Source organism: Baekduia sp. (assembly GCF_035318805.1).
GTDB lineage: Bacteria > Actinomycetota > Thermoleophilia > Solirubrobacterales > Solirubrobacteraceae > Baekduia.
On the sequence record NZ_DATHDY010000029.1, the window covers coordinates 52,229 to 66,175 of the forward strand.

General features: G+C 74.0%; 13 protein-coding genes. 3 read left to right on the forward strand and 10 right to left on the reverse strand.

The genetic code is table 11. The features are described 5' to 3' along the window. Positions 1-7: 7 nt before the first annotated feature. Genes VK501_RS06850 through VK501_RS06875 form a run of 6 tightly spaced genes read right to left on the reverse strand, consistent with a single transcriptional unit; the run spans position 8 to position 5,207 of the window. On the reverse strand, positions 8-685 hold the full coding sequence (locus tag VK501_RS06850) for a hypothetical protein (RefSeq protein WP_324335965.1): 678 nt from the start codon (positions 683-685) through the stop codon (positions 8-10). Beyond that, complete coding sequence (locus VK501_RS06855; RefSeq protein WP_324335967.1) at positions 682-1,449, reverse strand: hypothetical protein; 768 nt, start codon at positions 1,447-1,449, stop codon at positions 682-684. Before VK501_RS06855 ends, VK501_RS06850 begins: the two co-directional genes overlap by 4 nt. After that, entirely contained in the window at positions 1,446-2,378 is a 933-nt protein-coding gene (gene pstB, locus VK501_RS06860) for a phosphate ABC transporter ATP-binding protein PstB (RefSeq protein ID WP_324335969.1), read from the reverse strand. The genes VK501_RS06855 and pstB overlap by 4 nt, the downstream gene beginning before the upstream one ends. Next, positions 2,375-3,424, reverse strand: coding sequence for a PstC family ABC transporter permease (locus VK501_RS06865; RefSeq protein ID WP_324335971.1), 1,050 nt, complete (start codon positions 3,422-3,424; stop codon positions 2,375-2,377). Before VK501_RS06865 ends, pstB begins: the two co-directional genes overlap by 4 nt. Beyond that, positions 3,424-4,392: a phosphate ABC transporter permease subunit PstC gene (gene pstC, locus VK501_RS06870; protein ID WP_324335973.1), complete on the reverse strand. Its 969-nt coding sequence runs from the start codon at positions 4,390-4,392 to the stop codon at positions 3,424-3,426. Before pstC ends, VK501_RS06865 begins: the two co-directional genes overlap by 1 nt. After that, positions 4,392-5,207: a phosphate ABC transporter substrate-binding protein gene (locus VK501_RS06875; protein ID WP_324335975.1), complete on the reverse strand. Its 816-nt coding sequence runs from the start codon at positions 5,205-5,207 to the stop codon at positions 4,392-4,394. Before VK501_RS06875 ends, pstC begins: the two co-directional genes overlap by 1 nt. 229 nt (positions 5,208-5,436) lie before the next feature. Here VK501_RS06875 and VK501_RS06880 point away from each other — a divergent pair, with 229 nt between their 5' ends. Next, positions 5,437-6,900: an alkaline phosphatase family protein gene (locus VK501_RS06880; protein WP_324335977.1), complete on the forward strand. Its 1,464-nt coding sequence runs from the start codon at positions 5,437-5,439 to the stop codon at positions 6,898-6,900. 131 nt (positions 6,901-7,031) lie between these two features. Further along, a complete protein-coding gene (locus tag VK501_RS06885; protein ID WP_324335979.1) occupies positions 7,032-7,661 on the forward strand; it encodes a hypothetical protein in 630 nt (209 codons plus the stop codon). 1,157 nt (positions 7,662-8,818) lie between these two features. On the opposite strand, the gene VK501_RS06890 is transcribed toward VK501_RS06885, so the two are convergent. The 3 genes from VK501_RS06890 to VK501_RS06900 are packed head-to-tail and all read right to left on the reverse strand — an operon-like array spanning position 8,819 to position 12,964. Continuing rightward, on the reverse strand, positions 8,819-9,544 hold the full coding sequence (locus VK501_RS06890) for a DUF2334 domain-containing protein (protein ID WP_324335981.1): 726 nt from the start codon (positions 9,542-9,544) through the stop codon (positions 8,819-8,821). Continuing rightward, positions 9,541-10,677, reverse strand: coding sequence for a glycosyltransferase (locus tag VK501_RS06895; protein WP_324335983.1), 1,137 nt, complete (start codon positions 10,675-10,677; stop codon positions 9,541-9,543). Before VK501_RS06895 ends, VK501_RS06890 begins: the two co-directional genes overlap by 4 nt. Continuing rightward, positions 10,667-12,964, reverse strand: coding sequence for a glycosyltransferase (locus tag VK501_RS06900; RefSeq protein WP_324335985.1), 2,298 nt, complete (start codon positions 12,962-12,964; stop codon positions 10,667-10,669). The genes VK501_RS06895 and VK501_RS06900 overlap by 11 nt, the downstream gene beginning before the upstream one ends. A gap of 182 nt (positions 12,965-13,146) precedes the next feature. Here VK501_RS06900 and VK501_RS06905 point away from each other — a divergent pair, with 182 nt between their 5' ends. Then, on the forward strand, positions 13,147-13,512 hold the full coding sequence (locus tag VK501_RS06905) for a hypothetical protein (protein WP_324335987.1): 366 nt from the start codon (positions 13,147-13,149) through the stop codon (positions 13,510-13,512). A gap of 75 nt (positions 13,513-13,587) precedes the next feature. On the opposite strand, the gene VK501_RS06910 is transcribed toward VK501_RS06905, so the two are convergent. After that, on the reverse strand, positions 13,588-13,932 hold the full coding sequence (locus tag VK501_RS06910; protein WP_324335989.1) for a luciferase family protein: 345 nt from the start codon (positions 13,930-13,932) through the stop codon (positions 13,588-13,590). Between the last annotated feature and the right edge of the window lie 15 nt (positions 13,933-13,947).

Genomic DNA, 13,947 nt, shown 5'->3' on the forward strand with positions numbered 1-13,947 from the left:
GTGCTCGCTATCCGATCGACTGGACGTCGCTGCCGCCGCCGGCGGGCACGCTCTTGTCCACCGGCGGCGGGGCGCCGCCGGTCCCGAGGGTCTTGGGCAGCTTCTTGGACTTCTTGGCGTAGTCGCCACCCGAGGAGCTGTCGAGGCTCTTCAGCGCGCTGTTGGTGGCCTTGGACTGCTTGGCCGACGACGCGGCCGAGCTCTTGCCGGCCTTGCTCGCTCCCTGCTTGGGGGTCGTGCCGGTCGCGCCGGCGTCGGGCGTCGTGGTCGTCGGCGGCGCGGTGGTCGACGGAGCCGCCTGCGGCGCCACGGCGCCCCCGCCCACCGTGATGATCTGCGGCGTGCCGGCGTTGGCCGAGCCGCCGTCGCCGAGGCCGCCGATCAGCACGCCGACCCCGAGCGCCAGCAGCAGGCAGGCGACGCCCGCGACCGCGGCGGCGTTCGTGCCCATCCGGCCCAGCCAGGCGCCGGCGCCGGTGCGCGTCGTCGTCTCGGTGACGGGCGGGCGAGCGCCGCGCTCCCCGGCGCCGCTCTGCCGCGCCAGGATGTCGAGGAACGGCAGGCGAGCCTCGGCGCGGCGGTTGCCGCACTGCAGGCAGTAGCGCTGATCGGCCGCCAGCGGAGCGCCGCAGGTGCGGCACGGCGCGTTGGGCTCCCCGAGCAGCGGGCGGTTGGGGTCGGTCACTTCGAGGTCCCTCCTGAGAGGACGGTCGGCGGGGCGGAGCAGTCGAGCTTCGCGCCCTTCGGGTCGCCGATGAAGAACACGGTGAAGGCGGTCGGCTTCTTGGCCTCGGCCGCCGGCGGGAGGCGCTCGACGACGGCGCGCCCGGCCGCCACGACCTTGCCGCCGTCGGCCGCCACGCAGGCCACGGTCAGCCGCGTCTGGGCGACCGGCGAGTCGTTGCGGATCTCGCCCCTGGCGTAGACGCCGTCCTGATCGCGACCCACCCGGATCGCCGACAGCGTGATCTTGGGCAGCGTTGCGCCGGCCTTGCCCTTGGCCCGGCCGATCTGGGCGACGGCCTTGGCCGCCTTGCCGGCCACGAGGATCTGGTTGTTGACCCAGTAGCTCTCCTCGCCGGCGCGGAGCGCCGACAGCGAGGTCAGCGACGGGTCGAGGCCGGGGACGTCGTTGGCGTACAGCTTCTTGCCCTTGGCGTCGGAGACCGTGACGCCCACCGGCAGCGTGACCTGCGCCGGGCCGGTGTTCTTGACCCGCACGACCGCGGCCACGCCGTTGGCGTCCTGGACCACCGCGGCGAGCTCGACCTTGACCTTCGCGTTGGCCTTGCCCACGGTCTGGCCCTTCTGCTCGTCGGCCAGCCGCCGGCTCGCGACCTTGGCCTTCGCCGCGCTCTTCTCGGGCGTCGTCTGGACGCCGAGGCAGCCGCCGAGCGCCAGCGGGGCCAGCGCCGCCAGGCCCAGGGCGAGCGGACGGCGGTGGTTCACCCGAACGCCCCGCGGACGTAGTCGCGCGTGCGCTGGGCCTGCGGAGCCTCGAAGATCTGCTCGGCGGGGCCGTACTCCACGAGATCGCCGAGGTACATGAACGCGACCTTGTCCCCCACCCGACGCGCCTGCTGCATGTTGTGGGTGACGATCACGATCGCCAGGTCCTCGCGCAGCTCGCCGATGAGCTGCTCGATGACCTGCGTGGAGCGCGGGTCGAGCGCCGAGCACGGCTCGTCCATCAGCAGCACCTCGGGGCGCGTGGCGATCGCACGGGCGATGCAGAGCCGCTGCTGCTGGCCGCCGGAGAGGCGCAGCGCCGGATCGTCGAGCTTGTCCTTGACCTCGTCCCACAGGCCGGCGCGCCGCAGCGCGTCCTCGACCAGCGGCGCGACGACGGAGCGACCCGGCCGCTTGCGGGCCTGCTCGCGCAGCGCGTAGGCCACGTTGTCGAAGATCGACATCGGGAACGGGTTGGGCTGCTGGAAGACCATCGACACGCGCCGGCGCAGCGTGGTGACTTCGAGGTCGTCGACGTCGATGCCGTCGAGGAGGATCGTGCCGCCGCGGCGGGCGCCCGGCGTCAGCTCGGTGAGCCGGTTCAGGGTGCGCAGCAGCGTGGTCTTGCCGCAGCCCGACGGGCCGATCAGCGCGAGCACCTCACCGAGGCGGATCGACAGCGACACCGACTTGACGGCCTCGTTGTCACCGTAGAACACCGACAGCCCGTCCAGCGCCATGCGCTCCGGACCGGGCTCGCCTCGCGCGTGCGCGCGCGCCGCGCTGGTGGCCGCGTGGCCGGCCGGCGCGTGGGCGGCGGGGGCGATCGTCGGCGGCGCGTCGACGACGATCCTGCGGATCGGGGGCGGAGGGCCGCTCGCCCCCGGCGTCTCGGTCGACACGTCCGTGGTCCTGTCGTCGGTGATCATCGACCTGCTCCCAGGCGCGTGCCCTCGAGCCCGGTCTGCGCGCCGCGGCGCGCGAGGAGGTCGACGGCGAAGTTGAGCCCCACCACGATGAGGAGCAGCACGAACGCGGCGGCGTAGGCCTTCTCCGCCGCGTTGCCCTCACCAGCCGGGGAGTTGTTGTACACGTAGCTCGTCAGCGTCGAGCCCGTGCCCTTCACGATGTTGGCTCCGGGGATGGAGCCCTCGTGCTCGAGGCGCAACGTCGCGCCGAGCAGGACCACGACGATCGCCGTGTCCCCCGCGATGCGGCCCATCCCCAGGGCCGCGCCGGTCGAGATGTTCGGCTTGACCGCCGGCAGGAGCACGCGGCGGATCGTGGCGATCCGCGTCTTGCCGAGGCCGTAGGAGGCCTCGCGCACGTGGCGCGGGATGGACTGCAATCCCTCGCGCGTGGCGCCGTAGACCATCGGCAGCGCGATGAGCGACATCATCGCTCCCGCGGTGAGGAACGACCGGCCGAAGACCGCGCCGCCCTCGGCGGTGAACGACATCCAGCCGAACAGGCTGTGCTGGAACAGCGCCAGGCCGAAGATCGCCAGGACGATGTCGGGCGTGCCGGCGACGACCTCGATGCCCGACTCGACGGCGCGCGCCAGCCAGCTCGGGCGGCCATACTCGACGACCCACACCGCGGTGGCCACCGCGACCGGCGTCGCGATGCCGATGCCGATGAGCGTCAGCAGCATCGTGCCGAGGATCGGGTCCAGGAAGCCGCCGGACTTCGACTGGTCGACCTCGCCGCTGGGGTGCGACCACAGCAGGCTCGGCTTCAGGTACTGCACGCCGCGCACCGCCATGTAGCCGACGATCAGCGCGGCGATCAGGCAGAGCCCGATGCCCGCCGCCCAGCAGAGCCCGTAGGCGATGCGGTCGGTCCAGCGCCAGGTCGAGATCGAGTCATAGCTCTTGCGCTTGCGGCCCGAGCCACCGCCTCCGCGCGGCGACTGATCCACGCCGAAGCCGCCGTGCGGCAGCTCGTCGAGCGTGCGCGGATGGGTGACCGACATCAGATGCGCGCTCCGTACTTCTTCATCGGCTGCTTGGCCAGGAAGCCGGCCAGCGAGAGGAACAGGCTCGAGAACAGCAGCAGCAGCGCGAAGGCATAGATGCTCGAGCGCACCGCGGGCGCCTGCAGCGACTCGGCGTCCTCGACGATCGTCGACGCGAGCGGACGCAGCGGCTCGAGCAGGAAGAGCGGGCCGTCGAACGGATTGGGCGCGAACCCCACCGAGCCCGAGACCATGGACAACATGATGGCCTCGCCCAGCGCGCGGGCGGTGGCCAGCACCGCGGCGGCGATGATGGCCGGCCGGGCGGCACGGACGCTGACGGTCCACATGGCGCGCCAGCGGTTGACGCCGAGGGCGACGGCGCCCTCCTTCCAGCCGCGTGGGACGGCGTAGAGCGCATCGACGATGATCGCGATCATGATCGGCACGATCATCACCGTGAGGATCACGACGGCCACGAGCAGGCTCGCGCCGCTCAGCTGCACGACGAACTCCACGGACTTCTTCTGACCGGCCGTCACGACGTGGCTGCCCACGAACGGCACCAGGACGAGGATGCCGATGAGGCCGAAGATGACCGACGGCACGGCCGCCAGCAGCCGCACCACGGGGACGATGATCGCGCGCAGGCGGTCGGGCGCGAACTCGACGATGAAGATCGACGCGAACACCGCGAAGACGAGGCCGAAGGCGACGGCCAGGCCGGTCGTGAGGACCGTGCCCCAGATCAGCGGCCAGGCGCGGAGGTGGTAGTCGTGGCCGCCGTTGACCATCTTGCCGATCTGCTCGTCGACGTTGCCGCCTGGGAGCAGCCACGACAGGCCGTTGTGGCGGAACGTCGGCCACGCCTCCTGCGCGACGAAGACGACCATCAACACGATCGTGAGCAGCACGGCGCACGCCAGCGCGCCGAGCATTCGCTCGGCGCGCTGGTCCGGCCACGGCTGTCGCAGCCGCTGCAGCATTACTTCAGCGGCACCCAGTGCTGGCCCACGATGGCCGCCGCGGTCTTGTTGTTCTGGGTCCAGGAGATGAAGTTCTGGACGACGCCGGTGGCGCGGCCACGCGTCACCATCCAGAAGTTGCGCACGCCGCCGTACTCGCCGGACTTGGCGTTGCGCAGGTTGCAGGCAACGCCGTTGTAGGCCGCCTGGCTGGTGCCGCTGACGAAGTCCAGCGACACGTAGCCGATGGCGTTCTTGTCGGTCTGCACGGCCTGCTGGACCAGCCCGTTGGAGGCCTTCGCCGCGATCGACGAGGTGACCGTCTTGCTCCCCATGAAGATCTTCTGGAAGGCGTCCTGGGTGCCGGAGGCGGCGGTGCGGCCGACGAGGTCGATCGTGCCGGTGATGGCGGCGCCGGGGACCTGGCCCCAGTCGCGGATGTCGCCGGCGAAGATCGACTGGATCGTGCTCTGCGACAGGTTGGCCAGCGGGTTGCCGGGGTTGGTGACCAGGCAGATGGCGTCGCGGGCGATCTTGTTGAAGAAGATGCCGCTCGGATCGCCGGACTTGGGGTCACGCGAGGACATGCCGATGGTCACGCGACCGGCGCCGACGTCGGCGATGCCCACGTCGGAACCGCCCTGGGCCAGCTTGAACTTCACCTTGCCGGGGTGGGACTTGACGTAGGACTTGGCCAGCAGGGTCGCGAGGGGCGCGACCGAGGTCGAGCCGCTCAGGGTGATCACGGGCGTGGCCGAGGCCGTGCCGGGGACGACGGCGGCGAGAACGCCGACCGAGGCCGCGCACACGCCGAGGCGGCGGAGGCGGGTCGTCATGTTCGGAGACTCCTTGTTCGAGGGGTGATGCCGCTGCCGGTGCAAGGGCGGATGAGCTCCGGCGGCACGCTGCGGACGGCAGACTGACCGCCAGTGTGGTTCGCCTTGTGAAGCGCTGGTGCCTTTCCCGTGAACGAGCTGTGAACGCGGGCCGTCGGCCGCGTCCGCCCGGGGGATCACGAGCCGTTCACACCGCGCCCTTCGCGCGCAGGCGACACTGCGCGCCCCGATGCCCGTGCCCTGCCGCAGCTGCCGCTCCCCGCTGGCCGACGATCAGCGCTACTGCCTGGAGTGCGGCGAGCGCCAGGGCGCGCCGCGGCTGGACTGGATGGCGATGGTGGCCGGCAGCGCGGCCGAGGCGCCCCAGGCGCCCCAGGCGCCCGGCGCCTGGCTGGCCGGCATGGCCGATCCGGCGCCGCTGGAGCGCGAGAGCGCCGGGCCGGGCCTGCCCACGCCGCGCATCGCCGCGGCGCTGGTGCTCGGCGTGCTCGCCTTCGGCGTCGTGCTCGGCAACGCCGCCGGTCCGGGCGCCAGCCCCGCCGACGCCGGCGGGCGGCGCAACCTGACCATCGTGGCGAGCGCCGCGCCGGCGCCGGCGCCGGCCGCCGTCGTCCCGCCCGCCGCGTCGCCGAGCCCCCCGGCCACCGACGAGGCGAGCGTCCCCGACGACCTCGGGTCGTCGGCGAGCGACGGCTCGGCGGCCGGCACCGACGCCGCGTCGAGCAGCGGGAGTGCGACCACCGGCGACGCGCCCTCGAGCGACGTGCCCGCCGGCGGCGACACGCCGGCCGCCACGGACGACGGCTCGACCACCACGCCATCCGGCACCGGCGACACCCCGGCCGCGACGCCTGCCCCGCAGCTGCCGCCCGTCAAGCACGTGTGGCTGGTCGCCCTCACCGGCCACTCGTTCGGCGAGACGTTCGGCGCGGCCTCACCGGCGCCCTACCTCGCCACCGAGCTGCGCGCCAGGGGCACGCTGCTGCCCTGGTACCACGCGGCCGGCCACGATCCCGCCGCCGGCGGGGTCGCGCTGCTCGGCGGCCAGAAGGACGCGACCGGCCCGTTCCCGCAGACCACCAAGACGCTCGCCGACCAGCTCACCGGCGCCGGACGCACGTGGAAGGCCTACGTCGAGGGCGCCGCCGACGGGCTGGCCGCGGGCGACGACCCCTGCCGGCGGCCGCCGGAGCAGGCGCCGCGCAACCCGTTCCTGCGCTTCGCCTCGATCACCGGCGCTGCGGAGTGCGGCAGCTCGCGCGCGGGCCTCGACCGCATCGCGCCGGACATCGCCGACGCCGAGTCGGCGCCGGCGTTCTCCTACATCCTGCCGGGCCCGGCCCACGACGGATCGACGTCGCTGGCCGACGCCGACGCGTGGCTGCGCACCACCGTGCAGCCGATCCTCGACTCCAAGGCCTACGCCGACGGCGGCCTGATCGTGGTGACGTTCGACGCCGGCGCCGCCGGGGACGCCGAGGCCGGCGGCGGCCGCGTCGGCGCGCTGCTGCTCTCCCCCTTCGTGGAGCCCGGCGGCACGATCGGGGCGCCGCACGACCCGTTCTCGCTGCTGGCGTCGATCGAGCGGCTCTTCGGCCTGGAGCCGCTCGGCTACGCCAAGGACACGCGTCTGAAGCCGTTCGGGCAGAAGGTCTTCGGGGCCTGGTCGCCGGCCGCCGCTGCCGGTTCCTAGGCGTCGTTCACCAATCGTTCACGCCCGAGCAACCTCGCGGTCACACCGCGGACACCGGTTGCCGCGGAGGATGCGGTCCTACTCGGCCGCTCCCCCGAACGGCCGCCACCCAGTACACGGAGGTCACGAACTTGCACGTCCCCGTCACGCGCCTGCGGTCGCGTCTGAGTCTCGCGCTGGCGGTGCTCGCGGCACTCACCGCCGCGGTGGTCCTGCTGAACCACTCGGCTCCGCCCGCGCCCGCCGACCAGAACCCCAACAACACGCTCTGCAAGGGACACATCACCAAGGGCAAGGCGGACCCGGCCGATCCCACGTCCGGCGTCGTCGAGTACACCTTCGCCTGCTCGCAGGCGATCACGGGCTACTCGATCATGCCCGACAAGGAGGCGACCGCCTTCGAGACCGAGGTCTTCGGCGTCGATCCCGCGACCAAGGAGATCGCCGCCACCGACGCGTTCTCCTGCGCCGGCTCGCAGCCGGGCTGGGGCGTCAACTGCACCGGCACCACGACCGGCAACTGGCACACGATCAGCTCGAAGTTCGACATCGACGGCGACGTCTGCGCCGAGCCGCGCGTCGATCCGCTCGTCCTGGTGACCTACGCCAGCGTGACCGCCGGCAAGGTCCAGCAGTACATCGCCGGCCCGTTCGACCTCGGCCGCCCGCGCGGCTGCCCGAAGTCGGCCAACAGCGGCAAGACCCGCATCCCGAAGGACACCGACGAGCCCACGACGCAGCTCGTGACGCCCGCGAGCTAGCCAGCAGGTTGGAGGTCACCGCGCCGGTCCGGGCCTCTTGAGCCTCGGGCCGGCGCGGTGCGTTGGGGGTGCGGTTTTCGTGGCGCCCGGCGTGGGTGGCGCCCCGCGCGGGCGTGCGGGCACCGCAGGCGTCCGGGAGGGCAATGACGACGCAGGTCGGTGTCACCGCGGGCGCCGACGGTCTGCCGCCAGGTGTGGTGGTCGACGGCGCGGTTCTCGTGGCGCCCCGCGCGGGCGTGTGGGCACCGCAGGCGTCCGGGATGGCAATGACGACGGAGGTCGGTGTCACCGCGGGCGCCGGCGGTCTGCCGCCGGCGCCCCGGGGGGCGTCGTTCGGGCGTGAACGACCACTCGGCGGGACGAATGGCGATTTGACGTTGCATCTCAACGTCAAATCGCCATTCGTCGCGCCGAGTGGTCGCCCCGCGGCCTCCGCGCGGGGCGGGCCCACCCCTCCACCCGAGCCGTCGCGGCAGTCCCCCGGCGCGGAGCGCTCCCTCCCGCTCACTCGTCATCGCCCCCAGACCACGCCCCGCGCACCGACCACGCCGGAGCGGAGCGCCCCCAGACCACGTGCCGGCGCCCGGGGGCGTTCGGGCGCAAATGGTGAGTCGGCGGGACGAACGGCGATTTGACGTTGCATCTCAACGTCAAATCGCCATTCGTCGCGTCGCCCGCGGCCTCCACGCGGGGTGGGCCCGTACGCCGCGGCCACACCGCGCCAAACGGGCCCACCCCTCCACGCACTCATCGGTGGGCCCGTCCGCCGCGGCCACACCGCGCCAAACAGGCCCACCCCGCCACGCGGCCGTCGCGGCAGACCCCCGGCGCGGAGCGCTCCCTCCCACTCACCCGTCATCGCCCCCAGACCACGCCCCACGCACCGACCACGCCCGAGCGGAGCGCCCCGAGCCCCGCCTCCAGGCCGTCGCGGCAGACCCCCGGCGCGGAACGCTCCCTCCCACTCACCCGTCATCGCCCCCAGACCACGCCCCACGCACCGACCACGCCGGAGCGGAGCGCCCCCGACCCACGCCGGCCGTCGCGGCAGACCCCCAGCGCCGAGCGCTCCCTCCCACTCACCCGTCATCGCCCCCCAGACCACGCCCCGCGCACCGACCACGCCGCAGCGGAGCGCCACGGACGACCGCCCCACCTCAGAGCGCCGCCGCGAGCTCGTCGTACGTCACCGCGGCGCGCCTGCGGGCGCCGCGGAGGACGTGCTCCAGCGCGCCGATGCAGCGTGGGTGGTCCAGGTCGGCCGGGTGCAGCTCGAGGCGCAGCAGATCGCCGGAGAGCAGCGCGCCGGCGCGGACGATCGGCGGTGAGGTCCAGCGCTTCAGCGCGGTCGAGGTGCCGAGGCCAAGGGCGGGCGCGGTGGTCGACGGGCGGTCGGCGCGGTGCAGCCGGCCCGCGCCCGCCCACCAGTCGAAGGTCGAGGCGAGCGTTTCGCGCAGCGCGGCGGTGTAGGCGTACGCGGGAGCGACGAAGCCGCGCGGCTGGATCCCGGCCAGGCGCAGCACGCGCCGGCCGGCGAGGACGGCGCGGCGCGTCTCGTCGCCGTCGAGCCCGACGAACTCCGCGGCCTCGCGCCCCTGCACGCGGGCCAGGAGCTGCCGATGCGCGGAGCCGCGGCGCACCTGGCGGTGCTGGAAGCCGTGCTGCGCCACGGCGTCGCCGCCGCGGGCGCACTCGTCGAGCCACTCGGCCATGTCGGGCCGGCGGTCGTGGAACGGATGGAGGTCGGGCGCCGGGATGACGAGCAGCGTCACGCGGTCGACGCCGTGGTCGTTGAGCCAGTCGCGGATCAGCGCGCAGCGCTCGAACGTCGCGGGCTCCACGTCGTGCAGCGACACGGCGATGGCGCCGCCGCAGCGGGTCATCCGAGCAGGTCCCGCAGCGACGCCAGCTCGGCGCGGAAGACGCGGTCCCAGCGGTGGCGCCAGGCCAGCGTGGCCGCGGCGGCCGGATCGGCGGGGGCGGCGCGGGCCGCGACGATCGCGCGGTCCAGGTCGTCGGGATCGCCCGGGACGAAGCCGTGGCCGAGGTCCCCGATGGCGTGCAGCGCCGGCGCCGTGGAGCACGCCGCGACGGGCGCGCCGCACGCGGCCGCCTCCAGCGCCACGAGTCCGAACGTCTCGTGCTCGCCGGGCATGACGACGCAGCGCGCCGCGGCGTAGCGGCGCGCGAGGCGCTCGGGATCCCGCGTGTGCGGGCGGAAGCTGATGCGGGCGCCGAGACCGAGACGCTCCGCCCGCGTGCGCAGCGTCTCCTCCAGCGGCCCGCTGCCGACCAGGCGCAACGGCCAGGGATCGGCACTGCGCGCGGCGGCGTCCAGCAGCTCGAGGACGCCCTTCTCGCGCGACAGTCTCCCGACGTACAGCACATGGTCGCCACGGCGCACGTCGGACCGTGGCCGGAACGCGTCGTGGACGCCGAGACGCAGCGGCATGGTGGCCAGCCGGCCGCAGTCGGCCATCGTGTCGACGTTCGACATCACCGCGTCGACGTGGCGCGCGGCGCGGCGCAGCCACGTGCGCAGCAGCGGCGCGTAGAGGCGCGACGGGCCGGGCAGCGCGGCCGCCTCCAGGCTGCTCGTGCCGTGGTGGACCGCGACGGTGCGCGCGCCGATCTCGCGGGCGCAGGCCGCGACGTCGGCCGGCCACCAGAACGGGTCGTGCAGCAGCACGACGTCGGGCCGCAGCTCGCGCAGCGTGCGCGTCAGCGCGCCGGCGCCGAGCGGCAGGCGATAGCCGTTGGCGGCGACGACACGCACCGACGGCAGCTCGTGGCGGCCGTCCGCGTGGCGCTCGCGCGCGCCGGGGACGAGCACGTGGTGCTCGATCTCGCCCGTGCGCGCCGCGTGCTCGGCCTTGGCGTCGAGGTAGGTGCGGATCCCGCCGCTGCGCCCGCCGTAGAACAGGGCGACGTCGGCGATGCGCAGGGGACGGTCGGGGACGACCGAGAGCCGCGCGCGGCCTGTGCCGCCGGCGACGACCGCGAGCTCAGGCGACATCGCGCACCTCCTCGCCGTGCCGCGCGGACGCGCCCGCCAGCGCGCGGCCATAGCCGTCGGCCAGGCGGCCGAGGGCGCGGTCCCACGTGCGCTCCATCACCGAGCGGCGTGCCGCGGTGGCGAGGCGCTCGCGGGCGGCGGGGTCGGCCGCCAGCGCGACGACCGCCGCGGCCAGCGCGGTGGCGTCGGCGGGCCGCAGCAGGCCCGTGACACCGTCGGCGACGATCGAGCACGGGCCGCCCTCGGCGACCGCGACGACCGGCAGGCCGCTGGACTGCGCCTCGAGCAGCACCTGCCCGAAGGTGTCGGTGCGGCTGGCGAAGAGGAAGACGTCGGCGTTGGCGTAGGCGTCGGCCAGCGCGTCGCCGTCCAACCACCCCAAGAACGTCGCGTGGTCGCCGAGGCGCTCGCGCAGCGCGTGCTCCTCGGGCCCGCCGCCGGCCAGCGCGAGGTGCAGCCGCGGGTCCTGCGCGCGGGCGGCGAGGAACGCCTCGGCCAGCAGGTCGGCGCCCTTCTCCTGCGTCAGGCGCCCGGCGTAGAGGACCGTGATCCGGTCGCCGCCGGCGCCCGAGCGCGGGCGCCGCCGGTCCGGAGAGAAGCGCTCGACGTCCACCCCGCGATCCCAGCGCCCGATGCGCTCGGCGCCGATCCCGAGCGTGCCGAGCACCGCGTCGCTGGCCTCGCTGGGCGAGAGCACGACCGAGCACTGGCCGTAGAACATGGCCATCGCCATGCCCGCGAAGGCCTCCAACATGGGATCGGCGGTGCGCAGCCCGGCGTAGGCGGCCAGCTCGGTGTGGTAGCTCCCGAGCACCGGGATGTCCATGGTCCGGGCGATCAGCAGCGCGGCGACGCCGGCCGGCCCCGGCGAGCACACGTGCACGAGGTCGTAGCGGCCCTCGGCCAGCGCATCGACGATCGCGGGCAGGCTCGGGACGCCCACCTGCAGCCCCGCGTAGAACGGGACCTCGACCTCGGCGACCGCACCGAGCCGGCGGTCGGCGATCAGGTCGGTGGAGACCACCTCGACCTCGAAGCCCGGCACGCCGCGCCGGCGCAGCTCCTCCAGCGTGTGCGTCACACCATGCATCGCGCCGACCCCGTCGGCGACCAGCGCGACCCGCAGCGGCTCGCCGTCGCGGGCGTGCAGCTTGGACTTCTCCTGGCCCAGGAACGCGGCGGCCGGCGCGTAGGGGATCGCGGCGACGCACGCGTCGAAGAGGTGCGCCGCGCCGGCCGCCAGCCCGGCGCCGCCGCTGGTGCGCAGCCCGGTGACGACCTCCTCCACCGCGCGGGCGAGCTTGCGCTCGTGGGTGTGGCGCGCGCGGCGGAAGAGATCGGCGTGGCGGAAGTCGTCGGCCTGCATCCAGGCCAGCAGGTCGGCCGAGCTGAGCCCGTCGAGCTCCACGGCGTCCAGCCACGCGCGCAGCAGCGCGGTGGCGTCGGCCGGCAGCAGGTCGGAGCCCATCGCGCCGCCGCGCGCGTCGCCCTCGCGCAGGACGCGCCGCACCATCCGCAGCACCGTCGCCGGCTCCAGCGTCTCGGGGGCGCCGTCACGGTCCAGCGTGCGGACGGCCAGCGCCATCGCGGCGTGCGTCCACTTCGCGGCGCTGCCCTGGTCGCCGGCGGCGCGGGCGCGGCCGGCCCGCACGTGCTCCAGGAACTCCTGCGGCGTGCCGGCGCGGGGCGTCTCGGTGAACGTCCGGCCGACGTCGACGCCCGCGTGGTCGTCCGAGCCGCCGACGCCGGTGCCGCCGTGGGTCTCGACGTACACGAACGCCGGGAGGTTGAGCTCCTTGGCGCGCGCGCCGTTGCGGACCTCCCAGGCGCCGAAGAGCTGTGCGAGCCGGCGGCGGTGGCGCGGCGCGAGCGGCGCCTCGACGGCGTAGAACGGGTGCGCCAGCGCGCAGGCGATCTCGTGCTCGTGGAGGTACTCGGCGACCGACTCCACGCAGTCGCTGCGGATCTCCAGCTCGGCGAACTGGTCGGGCGTGAGGTCGAAGCACAGCACGTGCACCGCCTGGGGCTTCTCGCGGAACCGGCAGGTCAGCTCCACCGAGACGAAGACGCGCGGGTCGTCCGCGATCTGCAGGACGCCCTCGATCGTGTCGTGGTCGGTGATCGTCACGAAGTCCATGCCTCGCTGCAGCGCGAGCTCCAGGACCTCCTGCGGCGGGGTGGCGCACTCCGGCAGTCCGAGGGCACGCTGCACCCCGAGCTTGGAGCGCTGCGAGGCGGTGGAGTGGCAGTGCAGGTCGGCCCGGCTGGCCCAACTCGGAGTCATCATCGTCTCCCCCTTGCTGATGAGTTCGTCGACACGGACTTTCGCCTGCACGCAGGCCACTTCTGTGAACGGGCGGCCAACATGATGTGACCGCGCGGTGATCGGCGGGTTTCGCGGATCGCCGTAAGCCAGGCTGCTGCGCCGGGTTCTCCTCGCGACACCTACTCGACCAGGAGCTCCCCAGAATGCGCATCAACCGCTCGTCCATCCGTGCCCTCCTCGCCGCCTTCGCGGTCGGCTCCGCCCTCGTCGTCGCGGCCTGCGGGACCGACGACGCCAAGATCAAGGACGTCCAGAAGCAGGGCGCCGACCTGCAGAAGCAGGGTCAGGCCGTCAAGGCCTCGGCCGAGAAGACGGCGGCCGATCTGAAGGCCGGCAAGATCACCGCCGAGGAGGCCCAGAAGCAGATCGAGGCGCAGACCAAGGAGCTCGAGAAGAGCGCCAAGAGCACGGCCTCCGACGCGATCGACGCCGTGAAGGGCAACAGCGCCGTCGACGACGAGACCAAGAAGGCCCTCGAGGACGCGCAGCAGCAGCTCGCCACGCCGTAGTCACCTCGCTGCGTCGAGGGACGACTGAACCACCGCATGCGAGGTCGAGTCGTCCCTCGACGCCCGGCTGAGGTGCTACACCGGCGCCGGCGGACCGTGCTGCGCGACGATCCGGTCGTAGTTGTCGCGCATCAGGCGGATGACGTCCTCGACGTCCTCGTCGCTCTCGATGCGCCGGGCGGCCGGGCCGCGCCGCCCGGGGAACACGGGGTGGTGGACGATCCGGCCCTCGGCGAACAGCTCGTCCCACACGTCCTTCGGGAAGCCGAAGTGCGCCGCGTGGTCGCCGTGCAGGTGGCCGAGCTCGCGCCGGCCGACGCGGAAGGCGAACTCGCCGCGCCGGCCGGGTCCGGCCTCCACGCCGGGCCACGACGTGACCTCGGTCGTGATCCGCTCGCTGGGTCGGGTCTGGGTGGTCATCGGGCGCTCCTTGGG